The sequence below is a fragment of the Stenotrophomonas nitritireducens genome, from assembly GCF_050984405.1.
Classification (GTDB): Bacteria; Pseudomonadota; Gammaproteobacteria; order Xanthomonadales; family Xanthomonadaceae; genus Stenotrophomonas; species Stenotrophomonas nitritireducens_B.
The window spans coordinates 1,667,428-1,685,363 of record NZ_CP158790.1 but is presented as its reverse complement, the minus strand read 5'-3'; the positions used below and the strand labels follow the sequence as shown (position 1 = coordinate 1,685,363).

The 17,936-nt window shown below is 65.6% G+C and carries 17 protein-coding genes, 2 tRNA genes and 1 other RNA gene; 5 read left to right on the top strand and 15 right to left on the bottom strand.

Going from position 1 to position 17,936, the window contains the following annotated elements:
• Positions 1-3: 3 nt before the first annotated feature.
• Positions 4-1,932 carry a DNA polymerase III subunit gamma/tau gene (dnaX, locus tag ABTV91_RS07240; RefSeq protein WP_433853879.1) on the bottom strand — a complete coding sequence of 643 codons (1,929 nt, stop codon included), beginning with the start codon at positions 1,930-1,932 and terminating at the stop codon, positions 4-6.
• Between the two features lie 179 nt (positions 1,933-2,111).
• Here dnaX and ABTV91_RS07235 point away from each other — a divergent pair, with 179 nt between their 5' ends.
• Both ABTV91_RS07235 and ABTV91_RS07230 read left to right on the top strand, forming a co-directional pair.
• On the top strand, positions 2,112-4,793 hold the full coding sequence (locus ABTV91_RS07235; protein WP_433853878.1) for a methyl-accepting chemotaxis protein: 2,682 nt from the start codon (positions 2,112-2,114) through the stop codon (positions 4,791-4,793).
• Between the two features lie 97 nt (positions 4,794-4,890).
• Positions 4,891-4,983 (top strand) — tRNA-Ser (locus ABTV91_RS07230).
• A 125-nt stretch (positions 4,984-5,108) separates the two neighbouring features.
• Here the strand turns inward: ABTV91_RS07230 and ABTV91_RS07225 are convergent.
• Complete coding sequence (locus tag ABTV91_RS07225) at positions 5,109-5,747, bottom strand: hypothetical protein (protein ID WP_433853877.1); 639 nt, start codon at positions 5,745-5,747, stop codon at positions 5,109-5,111.
• 168 nt (positions 5,748-5,915) lie between these two features.
• Between ABTV91_RS07225 and pycTIR the strand changes: the two genes are divergently transcribed.
• Both pycTIR and pycC read left to right on the top strand, forming a co-directional pair.
• A complete protein-coding gene (gene pycTIR / locus ABTV91_RS07220) occupies positions 5,916-6,827 on the top strand; it encodes a Pycsar phage resistance system effector protein PycTIR (RefSeq protein WP_433853876.1) in 912 nt (303 codons plus the stop codon).
• 8 nt (positions 6,828-6,835) lie between these two features.
• Positions 6,836-7,534 (top strand): Pycsar phage resistance system uridylate cyclase PycC, encoded by a 699-nt coding sequence (gene pycC, locus ABTV91_RS07215; RefSeq protein ID WP_433853875.1) that lies wholly within the window; start codon positions 6,836-6,838, stop codon positions 7,532-7,534.
• 1 nt (position 7,535) lies between these two features.
• Here the strand turns inward: pycC and ABTV91_RS07210 are convergent, their stop codons facing one another.
• From ABTV91_RS07210 to ABTV91_RS07150, 13 genes are all read right to left on the bottom strand, one after another.
• The gene (locus ABTV91_RS07210; RefSeq protein ID WP_433853874.1) at positions 7,536-7,802 is read right to left on the bottom strand and encodes a hypothetical protein; all 267 of its coding nucleotides are present in this window, start codon (positions 7,800-7,802) and stop codon (positions 7,536-7,538) included.
• A 198-nt stretch (positions 7,803-8,000) separates the two neighbouring features.
• The gene (locus tag ABTV91_RS07205; RefSeq protein WP_433853873.1) at positions 8,001-8,123 is read right to left on the bottom strand and encodes a hypothetical protein; all 123 of its coding nucleotides are present in this window, start codon (positions 8,121-8,123) and stop codon (positions 8,001-8,003) included.
• Positions 8,120-8,878, bottom strand: a complete 759-nt coding sequence (locus ABTV91_RS07200) for a hypothetical protein (RefSeq protein ID WP_433853872.1) — start codon at positions 8,876-8,878, stop codon at positions 8,120-8,122. Before ABTV91_RS07200 ends, ABTV91_RS07205 begins: the two co-directional genes overlap by 4 nt.
• 82 nt (positions 8,879-8,960) lie before the next feature.
• Positions 8,961-9,239, bottom strand: coding sequence for a hypothetical protein (locus ABTV91_RS07195; RefSeq protein WP_433853871.1), 279 nt, complete (start codon positions 9,237-9,239; stop codon positions 8,961-8,963).
• 41 nt (positions 9,240-9,280) lie between these two features.
• Positions 9,281-10,669: a phage terminase large subunit gene (locus ABTV91_RS07190; RefSeq protein WP_433853870.1), complete on the bottom strand. Its 1,389-nt coding sequence runs from the start codon at positions 10,667-10,669 to the stop codon at positions 9,281-9,283.
• The gene (locus ABTV91_RS07185; protein ID WP_433853869.1) at positions 10,659-11,078 is read right to left on the bottom strand and encodes a hypothetical protein; all 420 of its coding nucleotides are present in this window, start codon (positions 11,076-11,078) and stop codon (positions 10,659-10,661) included. The genes ABTV91_RS07190 and ABTV91_RS07185 overlap by 11 nt, the downstream gene beginning before the upstream one ends.
• Positions 11,066-11,668, bottom strand: a complete 603-nt coding sequence (locus ABTV91_RS07180; protein WP_057504978.1) for a recombinase family protein — start codon at positions 11,666-11,668, stop codon at positions 11,066-11,068. The genes ABTV91_RS07185 and ABTV91_RS07180 overlap by 13 nt, the downstream gene beginning before the upstream one ends.
• Before the next feature lie 220 nt (positions 11,669-11,888).
• Positions 11,889-11,962 (bottom strand) — tRNA-Ser (locus ABTV91_RS07175).
• Positions 11,963-12,382: 420 nt separating this feature from the next.
• A complete protein-coding gene (locus ABTV91_RS07170; protein WP_433853868.1) occupies positions 12,383-12,886 on the bottom strand; it encodes a hypothetical protein in 504 nt (167 codons plus the stop codon).
• Between the two features lie 8 nt (positions 12,887-12,894).
• Positions 12,895-15,258 carry a primase-helicase family protein gene (locus ABTV91_RS07165; RefSeq protein WP_433853867.1) on the bottom strand — a complete coding sequence of 788 codons (2,364 nt, stop codon included), beginning with the start codon at positions 15,256-15,258 and terminating at the stop codon, positions 12,895-12,897.
• A complete protein-coding gene (locus tag ABTV91_RS07160; RefSeq protein ID WP_433853866.1) occupies positions 15,255-15,665 on the bottom strand; it encodes a hypothetical protein in 411 nt (136 codons plus the stop codon). The genes ABTV91_RS07165 and ABTV91_RS07160 overlap by 4 nt, the downstream gene beginning before the upstream one ends.
• A gap of 11 nt (positions 15,666-15,676) precedes the next feature.
• A complete protein-coding gene (locus ABTV91_RS07155; RefSeq protein ID WP_433853865.1) occupies positions 15,677-15,925 on the bottom strand; it encodes a helix-turn-helix transcriptional regulator in 249 nt (82 codons plus the stop codon).
• A gap of 283 nt (positions 15,926-16,208) precedes the next feature.
• Positions 16,209-17,492 (bottom strand): tyrosine-type recombinase/integrase, encoded by a 1,284-nt coding sequence (locus ABTV91_RS07150; protein WP_433853864.1) that lies wholly within the window; start codon positions 17,490-17,492, stop codon positions 16,209-16,211.
• Between the two features lie 249 nt (positions 17,493-17,741).
• Between ABTV91_RS07150 and ffs the strand changes: the two genes are divergently transcribed.
• Positions 17,742-17,838, top strand: an RNA gene (gene ffs, locus ABTV91_RS07145) — signal recognition particle sRNA small type.
• Positions 17,839-17,936: the final 98 nt, after the last annotated feature.

Here is a 17,936-nt window from a genome sequence, read left to right as displayed (position 1 = left end):
TTTCTACTCTTCAAAGGGACGGATGGAATCGGGCACGACCCGGGCGCCCTGCGCGAGCAGGTGCTGCACCTGGGGGTCGGCCATGAAAACGGCCTCGGCCGCGTTCTGTCGTTCGCCGCGCTGGCGGTCGGCGCGTTCGTGCAGGGTTTCGGCCTCGGCGTTGCCGGTCTCGATCACGATCTTCGGCGCGCTGCCCAGCGCCTGCGCCAGGGTCTGCGCCAGCGCGCCCAGCGAACGTTCGGACTGCAGGTATTCGAAACCGGGCAACAACGCCAGCCGCAGCACGCCGTTGCGGTAGCCGACGAAGGCGGCATTGGCGGCCAGTTCGCGCGAGGGCCCGGACAGGCCGCTGGCGGCGACCAGGTCCAGCCACTGCTCGGCGTTCTCCAGCGCGCGCGGCGGTTTGCCGGCCGGTACCGCGGCAGCCGCCGGCACCGGCGGCGCGATGGCGATGCCTTCGGCGCGGAACGGGGACGGCGGCGCCTGGCGCGGCGGTGGCATCGCTTCGGCAACGTCATCGCGCGCCGGCATGGCGGCTTCTTCCTCCATCCACGGCGGCAGATCGTCGTCGCGGCGGGCCTGCATGGGTTTTGCTGCCGGCGGCGTGGCAAGCACCGGCTCCGGCTCTGGTTGCGGCTCGCGTACGTGCGCCGGCTCGGGCGCAGCGGTTACAGCATTCGTCAGCGCATAAGCCATCGGCGCAGGCGTTCCGGGCACGGCCTTCTCCGCCGGAAGCGGCGCCTGCGGCACCGGCGCAGCAGCGGCCGCCGCCGATGCGCCCGATGCAGCGCCGCTCGCCGACGACAGCGTGCCCGCCTCCGGCCCGGCGCCTTCCGGCACCGCCGGCACCGCGCCGGCCGGGCGGAACGCCAGCATGCGCAGCACGGTCATCTCGAAACCGGCGCGCGGGCTGGGCGCCAGGTGCAGGTCGCGGCGCCCGCCGAGCGCCATCTGGTACCAGAGCTGCACCACTTCCGGGCGCAGCCGCGCGGCGAACGCCGCCGCGTCGATGCCGTCGCCGGGCACCGCCGCGCCCGGCACCAGCTGCTGCACCTGGATGCGGTGCAGGGCTTCGGCCAGCGCGTCGAGCACGCCGCTCCAGTCCGGCGAGAAATCGGCCAGGGTAGCCACGACCTGCAGCAGGCGCGCGCCGTCGCCGGCCGCCAGCGCGTCGAGCATCGCCGCCACCTGGGTGCGGTCGACGGTGCCGAGCATCGCCCGCACCACGTCGTCGCGCAGCGCGCCACCGGCGTAGGCGATGGCCTGGTCCAGCAGCGACAGGCCGTCGCGCAGCGAGCCGTCGGCGCCGCGCGCCAGCTGCACGATCGCCGCGTCGTCGAACTCGATCTGCTCGGCGCCGAGGATGCGCTTCATCTGCCCGTGGATCTGCTCCTCGTCCAGCCGCTTGAGGTTGAACTGCAGGCAGCGCGACAGCACGGTGACCGGCAGCTTCTGCGGGTCGGTGGTGGCCAGCAGGAACTTCACGTGCTCCGGCGGCTCCTCCAGCGTCTTCAGCAGCGCGTTGAACGCCGCCTTGGACAGCATGTGCACCTCGTCGATCAGGTAGACCTTGAACTTGCCGCGCGAGGGCATGTACTGCGCGTTCTCGATCACCTCGCGCACGTCGTCCACGCCGGTGTTGGAGGCCGCGTCGATCTCCAGCAGGTCGATGTAGCGGCCGCTGTCGATGTCCAGGCAGGCCGGGCACTGGCCGCAGGGGTCGGCGCTGGTGCCGTGCTCGCAGTTGAGCGACTTGGCGAAGATGCGGGCGATGGTGGTCTTGCCGACCCCGCGGGTGCCGGTGAACAGGAAGGCATGGTGGACGCGGCCGCTGTCCAGCGCGTTGCTCAGCGCGCGGACCACGTGTTCCTGGCCCACCAGTTCGGCAAAACGCTTCGGGCGCCACTTGCGGGCAAGGACGAGGTAGGACATCAGGCAACCATCTTCATCTCAAGGCCCCATTGTGCCACGCCCGGTTGGTGGGCGACCCGGCCGCCCCCCCCGGCTCCGGCCCGCCCCGGCTCAAGCTCCCCGCCGCCGCGGCCGATACCCCACAGACGTGGGCGCCGCTTCCGCCGCCCCGCGCATCCGCTTTCCAGCAGGAGATGTCCATGTCCTTCCACCGCGCGGGACTCAAATCGGTGGTGGCGCGTACCGCCCTCATCCTCGGCCTGGTCGCCGCCGCCTGTTTCGGCGGCGCGACCTGGCTGATCCAGCACAAGGCCGCGGCGGTGCAGGAAGCCACCGCCCTGAACGAACTGGAACACCTGGCGCGCGCCGAGGCGGCCAAGGTGCGGGGCGACGTCACCGAGACCCTGTCGCGGGTACGCGGCCTGGTCGACGCCACCCAGGCGCTGATGGCGCGCGGCGACGCCAGCCGCGGCGAAGCCTCCGAACTGGTGCGGCGCTTCACCGCCGCGGACACCGCGACGCTGGGTTACTGGCTGGAGTTCGAACCGGACGGCTACGACGGACGTGACGCCGCGTTCGCCCGTACCTGGCCCGAGGGCGAACCCGACGCGGACGGGCTGCGGGCCTTCATCGACGGCCTCGGCGCGGACCAGCGGGTGAGCAGCGATTCGGGGCGGGTCTCCATCTACTGGCACAGCCAAGGCACGGAGGAGCCGACGCTGCAGGACGCGGTCGGCAGCGAAAACGAAATCCACATCGACGGTCCCGATGCGGAGAAATACTACGTGGCAGTGAAGGAACGCGGCGACGAGCTGATGTTCGAGCCGTACCTGGACGATGTCGGCAGCAGCAAGGTGCTGATGACCAGCCTGATGGCGCCGATCGTGCGCGACGGCCGGTTCCAGGGCGTGGCCGGCGCCGACATCGCGCTGGGGACCATCCAGTCCAACCTGGCCAAGGTGCGCCCCTACGAACGCGGCGTGGTGCGCCTGCTCTCGCCCGGCGGCATGGTGCTGGCCGCGCCGGAGCAGCAGAGCCTGGGCAAGCCGTTCGCCCCGGACCTGGCGCCGGTGCTGGCGCAGCTGGCCAAGGGCGAGGTGGTGCGCCAGCGCGTTTTCGACGCTGCGGTCGGCGGCGAAGTGTTCCGCGTCTACGTCCCGGTCACCGCCGGCCACGCGCCGGATGCCTTCGCGCTGATGGTGTCGGCCCCTGTCGACGCGGTGATGGCCGGCGTGGTGCAGATCCGCAACCGGGTGATGCTGGTGGGTGCGGCCAGCGTGCTGCTGCTGGTGGCCGTGGTCGTGCTGCTGCTGCGCCGGCTGGTCGGCACGCCGCTGCGCGGCATCGTGCGCGGCGTGGACGCGGTCGCCGCCGGTCAGCTGGATTACCCGATCGCCGCCGGCGGCGACGACGAGGTGGGCCAGGTCTCGCGCGCGCTGCGCCAGATGCAGGCCGACCTGAAGGCGCGCCTGGACGCCGAGCGCGCCATCGCCGCCGAGAACCTGCGCGTGCGCATCGCGCTGGACAACGCCGGCACCGCGATGCTGATCGCCGACGCGCACGGCCAGGTGGCCTACGCCAACCCGGCCATGCGCGGCCTGCTGGCGCGCCATCGCGCCGAACTCTCCCGGCACCTGCCGCACGCCGACCTGGACCAGGTCGAGGGGCAGCCGCTGTCGCGCCTGCAGGCGCAGGCCGACGATGCGGCCGCCGCCACCGGCAAACAGCAGAGCGAACTGGTGTTCGGCAGCGCGGTGTTCGCCCAGACCCTCGCCCCGGTGACCTCGGCCGACGGCCAGCGGCTGGGCCTGGTGGTCGAATGGCGCGACCGCAGCGAGGAAGTGGCGGTGGAATCGGAGGTGGCCACCGTGATCGACGCGGCCGCCGCCGGCGACCTGTCCCAACGCATCGGCACCGGCGGCAAGACCGGCTTCTTCCGGCGCCTGGCCGAAGGCGTGGACGGCATGCTCGACGCCAACGCCGGCACCATCGGCGACGTGCAGCGCGTGCTCGGCGCGCTGGCGCAGGGCGACCTCACCCAGCGCATCACCGCCGACTACCGCGGCGTGTTCGGGAAGATGCGCGACGACACCAACGCCACCGTCGAACGCCTGACCGGCATCATGCAGGGCGTGCGCGGCGCGGTCGACGCCATCGGCAGCGCCGCGCGCGACATCGCCGCCGGCAACAGCGACCTGTCCGCGCGGTCGGAGCAGCAGGCCGCCAACCTGGAGGAAACCGCCGCCTCGATGGAGGAACTGACCTCCACGGTGCGCAGCAACGCGCTGTCCTCGCAGCAGGCGCGCGAACTGGCGACCGGCGCGGCCGACGTCGCCGCGCGCGGCGGCGAGGTGGTGGCGCAGGTGGTCGGGCAGATGGACGGCATCAGCGCCGCGTCGCGGCAGATCGAGAGCATCATCGGCGTGATCGACGGCATCGCCTTCCAGACCAACATCCTGGCGCTCAACGCCGCGGTGGAGGCGGCCCGCGCCGGCGAGCAGGGCCGCGGCTTCGCCGTGGTCGCCAGCGAGGTGCGCGCGCTGGCGCAGCGCTCGGCCGATGCGGCCCGGCAGGTCAAGGGCCTGATCGGCGATTCCGTGCAGCGGGTGGAACAGGGCGCGGCGCTGGCTGGCGGCGCGGGCGACACCATGCGCGAGATCGTGGCCGCGGTCCGCCGCGTCAACGACCTGATGGCCGAGATCTCCGCCGCGTCGCAGGAGCAGAGCGCGGGCATCGAGCAGGTCAACCAGACCATCGTCCACATGGATGGCGCCACCCAGCAGAACGCGGCCATGGTGGAAGAAGCCGCCGCCTCGGCGCGCTCGCTGCAGGAGCAGGCCGACGAACTGGCGAAGATGGTGGCGGTATTCCGCCTGCGGTGAGGTACCGGCCGCGGCCGGCGCACGTTCGACTTGTGGCCGCCGCGCCGGCCCTATAGAATCTGCGCCCCTGCAGCGCCTTCGGGTGGCGGCAGGTCCCGGAGAGGTGTCCGAGTGGTTGAAGGAGCACGCCTGGAAAGTGTGTAAGCGTCTAAACCGCGCTTCGGGGGTTCGAATCCCCCTCTCTCCGCCAGTTATCCAATAGGTAGTGGCTCCGGCCAAGCAATTCCGGAACTACCCTACTAAAAGACCTACTACGCCTGATGTGCTGGGCTAGTTGGACGAGAAGGCCACCCGTCGAGGTGGCCTTTTTGTTGTTCAGAGTTTGGTCCGCTGGCTTTCGGTCGCCTCTCGCTTCGCGTCCCGCTCCGCTTTGATCTCGGCGGTCACGACACTCATAGTCCCCACGTTGGGACCACCCAATGTCGGCAGCTTGGCCATCGCCATGTTCGGGCTTTCCAACTTCACGTATGTCCCCGTCGGCAGCTCCCACTCTGCGAGGAGCCCTTCAAATGTCGCACCCGCTCCATTCTGGAGGGACAAGGGCTCAAAGTGTGTTGGCTCCCCGTACTTCTCCTTCAACTGGGCTAGGTCCTGAGCTTGGGTGCTGATGCCGCCCGTTCGCGTGCCGACCGACACGAGCCGACCGCCTTTAAGCTCACCCCAAATCTTGTAGCCCGAGACAATCGCGGGTCTGTTTCTGTGGGCAAAGTAAATCTCAACCCGCTCGTCACCCAAGGGGCCTTCGGCATCTACCAACTTGCCACGGTTGTTCCGTACTTGGTCACGCTTGTAACAAGAACCCGCCTCGGGGAAGTAGGTCCGGGAACTCCGGTCGAACTGACATTCCGGGATCGAAATAGGCGCGTTCAACTCCAAGCCGAAAACGGTTTCTGGAGCTTGCTGCGCTGCGGCAGACCCCGCCATAAAAAGACCAAGAAATACAAAGGCGCGCATGCCATCCCCTCCTCTTGCCCGGTAGCGATCCTAGCACCGGGTTTCCGCACACGGTACAAGGCGACAAAGGCTGTTAACTCGTCTCGTCTCCTGAGACACAGGCGAGGCATCTTGTTGTCTTAACTCCACGCCCATAGATTTGGGGAAACAGGACTCGCGGGGGCGAGCATGATCGAGCGATTTCAAGGGGACGAGGGACGGCGACGCTTGGTCGCGGCCCTCACGGAACACAGGCTGATAGCAAACCGTCAGGAGCTTGCGGAACGACTTGTCGCCGCAGGCGAGTTGATGGAGGTTCCCGCGGGGACGGCCTTCATTAATCAGGGCGACCAGGCTTCGGATGTTTTCTTCATCATCGCCGGCAAGGTTGAAATTCGGGTCAACGGCAAGATCGTGGCGAACCGCTTTCCGGGCGATCACGTCGGCGAAATGGCCGCAATCGAACCCTCGCAGCCCCGGTCGGCATCGGTTGTCCCTGTTGAGCCAACCGTCTTGATCAAAGTCAGCGAGGCCGACTTCTCGGCGGCGGCGGAGCTGTTCCCGGACATGTGGAGGCGAATTGCGGCAACGCTTGCCCGGAGGCTCGCACAGCGGAATCACTTGGTGACTGCCCAGCGGGAACGGGTCCGGGTATTCATCATGTCCTCCGTAGAGGCGCTACCAATCGTTGACTTGCTTATCAAGCAATTCGCACACGATCCGTTTTTGGCGGTGGCGTGGAAAAATGGCGTATTTCGGGCATCCAACTACACGCTTGACGAGCTGGAGGCCGAACTGGACGACTCGGATTTTGCTATCGCCGTGGCGCACGCGGACGATGTTGTTATCACGCGAGACGACGAATGGCCGACTATCCGAGACAACGTTATCTTGGAGTTCGGGCTTTTCATGGGCCGACTTGGGCGGCGTCGGGCTTTCCTGATGGAGCCTCGTGACGTGGACTTGAAGCTGCCGAGCGACTTGGCGGGACTGACGACCATCCCCTATCGCTATGTGAAGGGGAAGGATGCGGAGCACTACATCGCGCCAGCTTGCGCGAGGCTGCGTGAATTGATTATGGCCGCAGGCGCGAAGGACTAGGGGGCGACATGGGACTTAAAGATGAGTTGACGACTTTCTGCCACGACGTATTCCACAGCAAGTGGGAAACGACTGAGGGCAGGAAGGTTCCTGATGAAGACAGCAAGCTCACACTCAAAAACACCGCTATTACCATCGAGGGGACCGTTTTGTATGCTGACCTCGATGGATCGACAGCAATGGTGGATGGATACAAGAACTGGTTTGCTGCTGAAATCTACAAGACTTATTTGTACTGCTGCGCGCGGATCATTGCGGCGCAGGATGGGGTAGTAACGGCCTACGACGGCGACCGTGTAATGGCGGTTTTCATTGGAGACTCAAAGAACACCAACGCAGTGAAGGCCGCGTTGAAAATCAAATGGGCGGTTGACCAAATCATCATGCCGAAGTTGAAGGCAAGGGGATATGCAAACTGCAACTTCGATCTGAAGCATGTGACTGGAATCGACACTTGCTCATTGTTCGTCGCGAAAACTGGTGCACGAGGGGCAAATGACTTGGTCTGGGTCGGAAGGGCAGCCAACTATGCAGCCAAGCTGACCTCCATGCCGTCGAGCTACACCTACATAACAGCCAGCGTTTACAACAAGTTGGCGGATGAAGCCAAATTCACGAATGGAAAATCCATGTGGGAAACCGTCAAGTGGGATAAGTTCAACAACGACACCATCTATCGTTCCAGCTGGCATTGGTCGTTCGTTTGAGCTAGGGAAAGATCCACCGCGGACTCTCGCCCAGCAGCGACCGCGGCGCGAGCCGCCAGCCCCGGGAAGTCTTGATGCGCCCGGCCACGAGGCCGTCCAGCGATGTGGGCCGGAGGCCGTGTTCTTCCCGCATTTCGAGCTTGGTCCGGGAGACGATCCGCCCGGACTCGACGTGTTGCCAGCGGTGGGTGCGTTCGTCGCGGTGAAAGCCCCGGGCGCGCTCCCGGTAGGCAGGGTCCGCCCACCTGGCCTTCATCTGCGCGGACATGCGCTCGCGGTGTTCGGGGTCGGCCCATAGCCGGGCCATCGTTTCCCGCGTAGCCGTTGCCTGTCGCGTGGCAGCTTCCCCCGGCGCGGTCGCCCCGTCACCGTCGTTCCCGTCCGCGCCGGGGGTCGCTGGTTGGTCAGGGTGCCCCGGCGGCACGAGGCGGGCGCGATACGTCACCGCCGGGACACCCCGATTCGGTCAGCGACCGCGGCGAGTGGACGCCGCGCGCTTCTTCATCTTGTTGGCCGTGGCGTTGCGCTCGGCCTGCTTCTTTTCGTGGATGGCCTTGGCCTTCCGGACGTTGGGGACCGCGCCTTTCATGCTTCGTCCTCCTCGCCCGACGCCTCGGCGATGGCCCGGGCGGCGAGCTGGTTGCTCAGGTTGGCGATGGGGTCGGCCTTGCCGCGGACGAACTCGTCATTGGCCGCGCGCGCGGTGCGCTCGGCCAGCAGGACGCCCTTGAGCTTGGCCGTGACCTCGGCGTGCTGCGCGCCCCACACCCTCTCGGCAAACGCCGCCACCGAGAACGGGCGGCGATCCGAAGGGCGGCGGTCTACCACGGTGGCGACCGCGGCTGCCAGAGGCATGTCCCCGGTGGCAATCGCGGTGATCGCGGCGGTTTCCAGCTCAACCGGGCCTGCGCCTTCGAGCTGCGTCTGGTACTGCGTGCGCCGGGCATCGCCCAAGGCGACGCGCCCAAGCATCTGCGCGGGCGACTGGCACAAGGTCAGGAGGAACGCGGCATCGGCGGCGACCTTCGCCAGCGGGCGCAGGAGTTCCTCGCGCTGGCCGCGGCTCGATTCCACGATGGTCAGGCGGAACTTGGCGATGCGCGAGGCGAGCTGCCGCTTGGCGAACTGCTTGGCAACGGCGCGATTGGCGGCGTCCGTCTCACGGACAAGGTCGTCACCGTCGCGGCTGAAACGGTCGCGGGCGTCGGCGACCTGCTGCTGGATGTTGGCGATGCGCGCACCGAAGGCGGTGGCGAGTTCGGCGGCGCGGTTCGCGAGCCGGTCGATGTTCTCCACGGTCAGCGGAACATCGGTGGGGATGGTCTTGAAGTTGACGTTCGGCATGGGGGCTATTCCTCAGCGTGCGGCCCAGCCAGTGGGGCCGCTCGCTCCCGACCATATGGACCCGAATTGCCCCGCGCGAGTGTTATTTCTTGGGTCGGTTTACTTCTTCGGCTGGAAAAGGCACGCAACGTATGGAATTCGTGGCGTCGTCCAATTTGCAGTCCATCCGCTCGAATCGTTGTTGAATCTGGCGGTTTCCGTGGCCGTTCGTGCGAAACCGCGCGGGCTGCTCCACCTCGACCCGCACCGGCGGCTGCGCGCGCGGCGAGTAGGTGCCGACCTTCGCCCGCTCCAACGTCTCGCGCGCATTGAACAACTCGCGCTGCGCTGCCTGCGCATTGCCGATCACGAGGGCCAGCATCAGGTACTTGTAGGAACGTCGAATCTTCGTCTCCTCCGTTGTCAGACCCACACCACGCGCTCATCGCGCGGCATCCGCGGTTCCGGCGTAAAGCTGGACTGCTGGACGCGCCCGCCGGACTCGCCTGCGATGCCGTAGCTGGTCGCGTCGAGGAAATGGTCATTGGCCGAGCTGTCGCAGTCATCCGGCACGCGCGAATCTCGCGGCAGGCTCGGGACCGTCGCCAGCCACATGCGACACCGGGACGCGACAAAGAACTCGCCGTTCACCATGAGCTGCTTTAGATGCTCGAAACGTGGGACACGCGCGCCCTTCTTGGCGGGCGAGACGCGCACCCCGGCCTCACGGAACAGGTCGGCGATAGACGCCTCCGCCCGGCCCATTTGCCGAGCCTCGGCGGCGGAGTCGATCACCCCACGCGCCCGGACACCGTTGCGCGCGGCCATCGCGTGCAGCGACGGCGCAATCTGGCCCGGAGTGCGGCCCGTACCGCGGGAAATGTTCCGCGGATCGCATTCGGCGTGCTCATCGAATACCACCCACGCGCCCCGCGACATCACGCGATCACCCGGGAGGCGCACGGCATAGGCGAGCTGTCCAACAAGGACCGTCGCGCACGGCGCGGCGCTGCCCCAGTCGATGGACAACTTGAGCGAAGCGAAGCAATCCAGCGGCACGTCGTGATGGTCGATCACCATCTTGTCCGCGTTCCATATTCCTTGGAAGAAATCGCCGACCAGTGCGGACCAATCGCCCAAGCGCATCGCGCGGTACAGGGCCGGGTCCGTGCGCGCCAAGACCTCAAAGTTCCGCCGGTACGCCTCCGGCAAGTACGGATTGTCATCGAGACGCGACGGCGCATAGACCCACGTATTCCCCTCGAACTCGAACGGCACCCACGGCTCCCGACCCGTCACGTACCGCTCTGCGAGCGCACCGTGATTCGCGCCGCCCGGGTTCCCGGCCAACACCATGCGCAGCGGCGTGCCGTTGCCGCGCAGGCTCATGCCGAGCTGGTCGATCACCTCAATGGAGGGGCCTTCGCCCGCCTCATCGCACGCGATCAACGTGTAGGACATGCCCTGCGCCACATCCGACAGCGCCGACGCCGACTCCACGTGCGTGAGCTGGACCGTCGCCCCGTTCGGCAACCGGAACATCGCATCGTTCTGGTTGTAGGCAATGTCGCGCCCGTAGGCAGAGCGCAGAAGCTGGCGCAGCTCCTCGGCGAACTGGCCCAAGGACTTCAAGCGGCGGCGCGTCACGAGGACCCGGGCGCGGCTCTTGTATTGGTCGCAGTGGCGCAGGATCAGGAACTGTACGGCCATCGACTTGCCACCACCGCGACCGCCGCCCAGGAACACGAAGTGATCCTCGGGCACGGTCAGGACCTGCGACTGGAACGGCGTCGGACGAATCTCAACGCTCATGGGTCAGGACTCCCGGCTGCTGCTGGACCGCGATCACGCGCGCGTACTCATCGGGCGACATGGCGGCTTGGATGAAGATAGCGACCCGCGGCACGTCGGCGTTTCCGTCGCCGCGGCCAAGCTGGAACACGCGATCCGCGAGGAACTCGGCGGCGCGTTCGCTGCCTTCGCCCATGCGCTTCTTCATGAAGGCGATGATGTCCCCGGCACCTTCGGCGCGGCCTTCCTCCAAGGCCAGCGCGAGAGGCGACAGCTCGCCCGCCTCGGTGTCCTCCTTGAGCGCCTTCCACTGCGGCAGGGTCAGGCCCAGGGCACGGCGGATGGTGTGTTCCCGGCATCCCTCCTGCGCGAGAAGGCGGGCGGCGTCGAGGGCCTTTGTCGTGAGGTCGGGCAAGGTCAGGCGCGACATGCTTCCAGCTCCCGCTTGATGCGATAGACAGCGGCGTTCCCTACGCAGGTCATGCGAGCGACGCGGTTGGCCGGTGTCCCTGCCTCTAGGAGCGCCGCTATGCGGTGTTCGACCCCGGGCGGCACCTTCGGCCTGCCGAGCTTCTTCCCTTGCCGCCGGGCACGTTCTAGGCCCAGTAGCGTGCGCTCCCGGATCAGCTCCCGCTCGAACTCGGCGAGCGAGCCCATCACGTTGAACATCAACCGCCCGGCGGGCGTGGAGGTGTCCATCGCGAGGTTGCGAACGAACAGGCCGACCCGAAGGGCCTCCAGCTCCGCGACCAGCGACACGAGGTGCGGCAGGCTACGGCCCAACCGGTCCAGCGCCGTCACCGCGACCATGTCCACCTCGCGGCGCGTGGCGGCCTTGAGCATCGCGTCCAGCGCCGGGCGCTTGTCGCGACCCTTCGCGCCGCTGATGCCTTCGTCGGCGAACTCGGCAGCGATGGTGTGGCCGCTGGCCCGGGCCCACTCCCGCAGCGCGATCAACTGGTTTTCAACGGTCTGGTCCTTGTGGGTGGACACCCGGACGTACAGGGCTACGCGCGCCATTCTCAATCTCGTGTGAGACGGCGAGACCATAGCTGGCCGGCACGCATCCGAAAAGGGCCGCGAACGGATAAAAATCCCGTGGGATCAGTGAGTTGGGAAATCGTGGAGCGCCGGAACTGGGTTTTCCGACCCGATTTCAGATTGGATGGATCTTGTATGTGAGCGGCGGTGCGCTGCCCGTAGCCCAGACAAGCGAAGCCCCGCGCGTGGCGGGGCCTCAGAAACCGAGCCGGACTCGAACCGGCGACCTCCCGCTTAGCAGGCGGGTGCACTATCCAACTGTGCTATCGGGCCATAGAAAACCGCCCATGGCGGCGACCCGAATATGCAACGACTGTCAGTGCCTTGCAAGCCGACCGCCCAGCAGGGCGGCGCGCTAGCTGACCTAGCTGACCTAGCTGACCGCCCAGCGAGGTCAGCGTGAGGTCAGCTAGTCGGGAATCCCATCGGTTACTGGGTTTCGGCTGACCTAGCTGACCTTTCTGACCTTTTAGGAGGAGAAAGAGAAATTGCGGCGGTCAGCGACGCTTCGACATTGCACCTCTGGGCCTTCTGCCAGCAGGCACACCGCCGAGATTTTCTCGGGCAAGTACGCACGAAAAGGCCAGCGAGGTCAGCTAGGTCAGCTAGAGCCCACGAATTACTGGGCCTAGAACAGGCTGACCTCATCGCGGAGGTCAGTATGAGGTCGGCTAGGTCAGCCGAATCGGCGCACTACTGCGCGCTTTCCGGGTCCGCGGGCCAGAGTCGGTCGAACAGGGCGAGCTTGGCCGCGTCCTCAGTTGGATAGCTGGCGACGCTGAAGGTGGAATTGATGCGGTATCCCCAGCGGCCATTCTTCTGCTGGTGGACGCCTAGATTGTTTCCCTCGACGTTGAGGAAGTCGTTGCCCTTCGCAGAGTGCCGCCACTTGCGCTTGAGCCACTTGCTCCGGCGCGCAGCCCGGTTGACCAGCCGTCGCTCGCGGGCACGCGGCCCGCTATCGCTGTAGTCCTCGCAGAGACTCTCCGCACAGACGCAGCCGACCTCGATGGATTCGGCCACGTCATCGTGATCCAGCACATGGACGTACCGGACCTGCTCGTTGCCGCACATCTGGCAAACCTCATACCGCGGTGAATCGCCGTGCGACTCCGAATCACGCGAGTCATACACGGCGATCAGCCGCCAGCCCTTGTGGGGCAATCCACGTAGTCGCCAACCCTGCTGGATGCTCATGAGTGACCTCAGAACGGTGGCTTCGGGTCCGGATCGTCATCGCTATCGTCAGGCCATTCGCCCCATGTAAACAAGTCGGGGCAGGTGTCCCATTCGGCGCGCATGCGTTGCAGGTCGAGAAAGTAGCCGTTGCGTCCCCCGCGCCGCTTCTTCCGCGCCTTGAGCCGTTTCGCCAGCAGGATTTGAATGTCGTTGTCGGCGAAGTGGTTGTCGCCCTTGCGTGGCTTCAGCCAGTTGTCGGCGGCAGCACGCAGGTCCGACGTAGCCACCCACGGCACGCCGCCGGATTCCTCCGTGTTGGGCGGGAGGTTGCCGGTCAGCAGCATGTCGAACACGTAGGCAGATAGGCCCGGCAGGCTGCGCGCTTTCTGCTCCGAAAGCGCCATGTTCTTTGGAAGATTGTGCGACGGACGCCAATCACCAAGATCCATGTTCATCAGGTCGTAAAGCATGGCCGCCAGCCCGGCTCCGGGGATCAGCGTGCCATTCGGTGACTTGGCGTAAAGCTGCTTCTCGATGGCCGCAAAGTAGGTGTAGTCCTCCATGTGGTCGTCGGGCACGTCGAAGATCGCGAAGCGCCTGGCGTTCGCACCTGCCGGGACGATCCACCGCTCGTTCGACGCCATGATGATGTGGGCATAGTTCGGCGCAGTGACCACGTCAGCGCCTTTCCCTTCGATGACCAGCGTGTCCTCGGTGATGAGGGTTTTCATCACCGCTTCCGCGGTCTTGTCGCCGTGCGTGGTCACTTCGTCCGCGAACAGCAGGCAGCAGTCCCGCAGGTGAAGATTGAAGTTGCCGGTGACGTGTTTCGCATTGGTGACTTGGAGGCCGTGCCGCCCAAACAGCTCCTTGGCTGCGCGACCAAACACGCCCTTGCCGGTGCCTTCCTTGCCCCGCAGGATCAGCGCGACGCCCGCTGGGCGGTCCGGACGCTGCACCGCGTCGGCCAGCCACTTCAGCCCATAGTCGGAGCCACCGCAAAGGAAGTGGATATGCTCGCGCATCAAAGACCAGTCACCGCCGGGCGCAGGGGCCACGCCCCAGCCGCGCCAGAGATTCAGGAATCCATTGATCTCCTCGGCCTTGCCGGGAATGAAGATCACGTTGTCGAACTCGCGCCGCTGCGGATGGTCGATCCACCAGCTTCCGACAGCCTTCTGGATCGGCTGGCCGTTCTCAGCGAAGCCAACAACTACCTTCTGGTTGCGGTAGCGGTTCCGGAAGTCATCGAACGACTGTAGATCAAGGGCTTCGCGGTCCAGCTCGGGATGCGTCCGCCGCCAGCCTGCGATACGCACCTTGCCCGAAGTGATGACCGCGTGCTGGTCATTGAGCTTGAGGAGCCACGGATCAACGGCGTTCTCGTGCGCGCGCTCGATCTGCCGGAGCGCGTAACCCTTCCAGTCCGGCTTGTCCTTGACGCTCGCGGCAATCTCGTTCGGCCCAGTGATGACGCCAAAAATCATGTCGTCGGACACCTCGGCGCGCACCAAGTCGCAACAGACCCGGAACAGGGCTTCCGACCGGGAGGTGTATTTGGTCGGGTCGATGGGGTCCGTGCCGGTCGCGATCAGGGCCAGCGTCGATTCCTTGATGCTCTTGCCGTTTGCCGTCGCCCACGCCGTAAGCTCATCGACGCCGACCCCTGTACCTCCGGCCACCGGCGGGGACACCCGTTGCCTACGCGCTGCGCGCGGTGGCGTAGCGGTTGCCTTAGCTGCCGGGGTGAATTGGTCGATGGAGTAGACGGCGGCATCGTCCCATTCGACCAGCCTTGCTAGTGCAGGCACGCGACCCTGTTTGCGCTTCTTCGCGTTCGGGAGGTTGACGGTCCCGGGCAGGCGCATGATCCGGCAAACGTCGTGGCAGGCGTCGGCCTGAAACACCTTCTCCAGCTGGACGTTGTACGCCTCCAGCTCCTGCGCTTTCGTCACGTTGCCGTCGATGACCAGCCGGTCATCTGGCGCGAGCTTGAAGAACCCCTGAAGCCCGCCGCCGCTCGAAATGATCACGGTTGGTTTTGGAGAGTAGTCCCGTAGAAGCCGCAGGATGCGGTCCTGTTCCTCGGCAATGTCCTCGCCTGCACGCGGGTCTATGTCCACATGCAGCCAAGCGAGCGCAGCAACGTCCTCCTTGGAGGCTTTGTTCTTCAACTCGCGGCGAACAGGGTTGACGTGAAAGTACAGGTTCTTGATTCCCTGCCGTTCCTCAATCCACTGGGCCGCTTCGACCCACTCCGCGGGCCGGAACGTCGTTGTCTCAATCTTGCCGTCCGGGACAATCGCGGTCAGCACCCAAGGTCCTTCCGGGCTCCACTTCTTGAGGAATTCGATGGTGGCGCGGGTGTCGTGCTCGATCTTCGGCTTCATCCGCGGCGACCTCCGCGATAGATGCCACGCTTGATCCCGCGGACCCGAGCCCAGCGTGCCCAAGCATCGTTGCATTGGGCGGCGTGCTGAGACGGGAAAGACGTTTCACCTTCAAGGACCTTGTCGCACCACCAGAGCAGGCGCTTGTAGTCCATGAATTCTGGAGTGCCGTCATCGACCTCGTGCAGCGTCGCTTTCAGCGAATCCAGCGTGGCCCAGGTCGTGTCGTAGGTATGCCGGTCCTCGTTGATGAAGTCGCTTTTCTGCGGGCGTGGCTCCAAGCCCTGCGGAAAGAACTCCCGCATGAACTTCTCAACGTCGATGATGAGTAGGTACGAAACGAGACAGGCCGCTTCGCGTGCCTTCTCCGGCGTCATTTCGGGGGCGTCACTTGCGCTATTACTCATGACGTATGCCCTCACTTCGCCTGCTGGGCGTCGAGCCAAGCATCGATTTCGTTGAGGTCCCACACGGTCGCGCGTGGCCCGATCTTGCGCGGCCTTGGGAAGTCGTCGCGCTCGGCATTCCAGCGCCAGAGTGTCGCCAAGCTGACGCCCAAGTATTGGGCTGCGCCTGTCGGACGGGCATAGCGCCGCTCTTTGCGGCGGGCAAGTTCATCGGAGACAGCCTGCTTCAAGGCAGGCAATGTGATTGCTTGATGCTTCATAGTGGCGAATCCTGAGCAGTTCAGCTCACGCCACCGGAGAGGTAGGCAGCACAGAGGCGTGAGCAACAAGCCCGTGAAGGGCGGCAGCTCGAACGCCTCGCTGCAACTACAGCGAATTGGGCTCCGTGATGGGCCGGGGCAGCGCCCCAGTACCTGTGCCCGTGGGAGATACCGGCAGACCCACGCCAGTTCGTCGGCGTCGTCTCCTGTCTCCAGCGATCAATCGAGAGGAACTATAGCCGAGTAAGACGACCGTCGTCTATTTGAACATCTTGTAGATCAGCTACTTAGTGTTGAAGGAACAAAAAGTCGCCCATTCCTCCATCAGTGGCTTCCGCTTCTCAAACAGATCACCACGCCTGTATGCAGCTTCGACCTTGTTCTTCACTACGTGAGCAAGAGCCATTTCCACTACATCACTGGCTGTATGCGTTTCTTCTGATGCCCAGTCCCTGAAGGTCGAGCGGAACCCGTGCGCCGTGATGACCTTGCCCTGCTTCGGGTCAATGTAACCCGCACCGCCGCGCTTGACGCTTGCATCGTGCATATCGCCCAGCAGCTTCGTCAACGTGTTGTCGGAAAGCGGATTCTTGCCACGCTGTGGCGTGAACACGAGGTCCGTCCCTTCGACCCGCGGCAACGCCTTGAGCATCTTGATTGCCGCATCCGAGAGTGGCACCCGGTGTTCTTTCTTGCTGGACTTCATCCGCTCGGGAGGGACCGTCCAGACCTTCGCCTCCAGGTCGATTTCGTCCCAGCGCGCGCCACGCGCTTCGCCCGACCGGGCCGCGGTCAGGATCGCGAATTCAAGTGCCCGCGCGCCCATGCCGTTCCGGGAGCGAAGGTCCAGCATGAACGGTTGCATCTGGGCATAAGGCAGCGCCGGATGATGCTGCACGTCCCGCACCTTCCCGGGCGCGGGCAGAACCTTGTCCAGATAGCCCTTCCAGCGCGCCGGGTTGTCGCCCTCGCGGAAGCCGCGGACCTTCGCCCAGTCCAGCACCGACTCCATGCGCTGGCGCACCCGGTTCGCCGTCTCGTTCTTCTCGGTCCAGATGGGCTCAAGGACGCGCAGGACGTGCGCGCGGTCGATGTCGGCGACGCGGAGCGAGCCCAGCACCGGGAAGGCATAGGCTTCGAGCGAACTGGTCCACTGGTCGGCGCTCTTGCCGCCTGACTTCCATTCCGCGGACTTGGACTCGATGAACTGGTGCGCGGCCTTCTCGAAAGTGATCTCAGCGAGCCGCGCCGCGAGCATTGCGCTCCGGGCCTCCCGCTTCGCGGTGATCGGGTCGATGTTCTTCGACAGCAGTTCGCGCGCCTCGGCTGCTTTGCGCCGCGCTTCGGACAGCGACACGTCCGGATAGCCGCCCAGCCCAAGATCGCGCCGCCACGGCTTGCCGGTTCCGGGTTTCACACCGGCGGTGTAGCGAAGCACCCAGCTCCGGGCTCCGGTCGCCGTGACTTGCAGCAGGAGGCCCGAGACAGACCCACCCACAGCGTAGTATCCGGGCTTCTTCAGGTTCCGCACTGCTACGTCTGTCAGTTCTTTTGCCTTGCGAGGCATGGCGCGCCCATCGAGTATTAACCTACCACCTACCCTACTATGAATGAGCGATGTAGCGATAGGGGGCGAGACCACCCGAGACGAAAACTTCTTGCCGAAACATGCAGGTACAGCGAGAATAGAGACTTGGCGAGATGAGCTAAGACCACCCAAGCGCGGTCCCTCTCTCCGCCAGATTCACGGTTCCGGTTTCCGTCCGGAACAGAGAAACCCGGGCCGCGCGATGCGCGGCCCGCGTCTATGGTGGCCCCGTCGGCCCCTCGCGACGCTAGGTCGAAAATCCCGCCAGGGCCGGAAGGCAGCAACGGTATCGATCGACGCGGGCGCCGAGGTCAGCCGGCGGGGCCGCCACCTTTTCAGGCATCTGAACCCCTGTAGGTGCGGGGCTTGCCCCGCACGGAGGCTTTCACCGGGAAGGCCCCGGCCGCGACCAGCGTCGCTCCT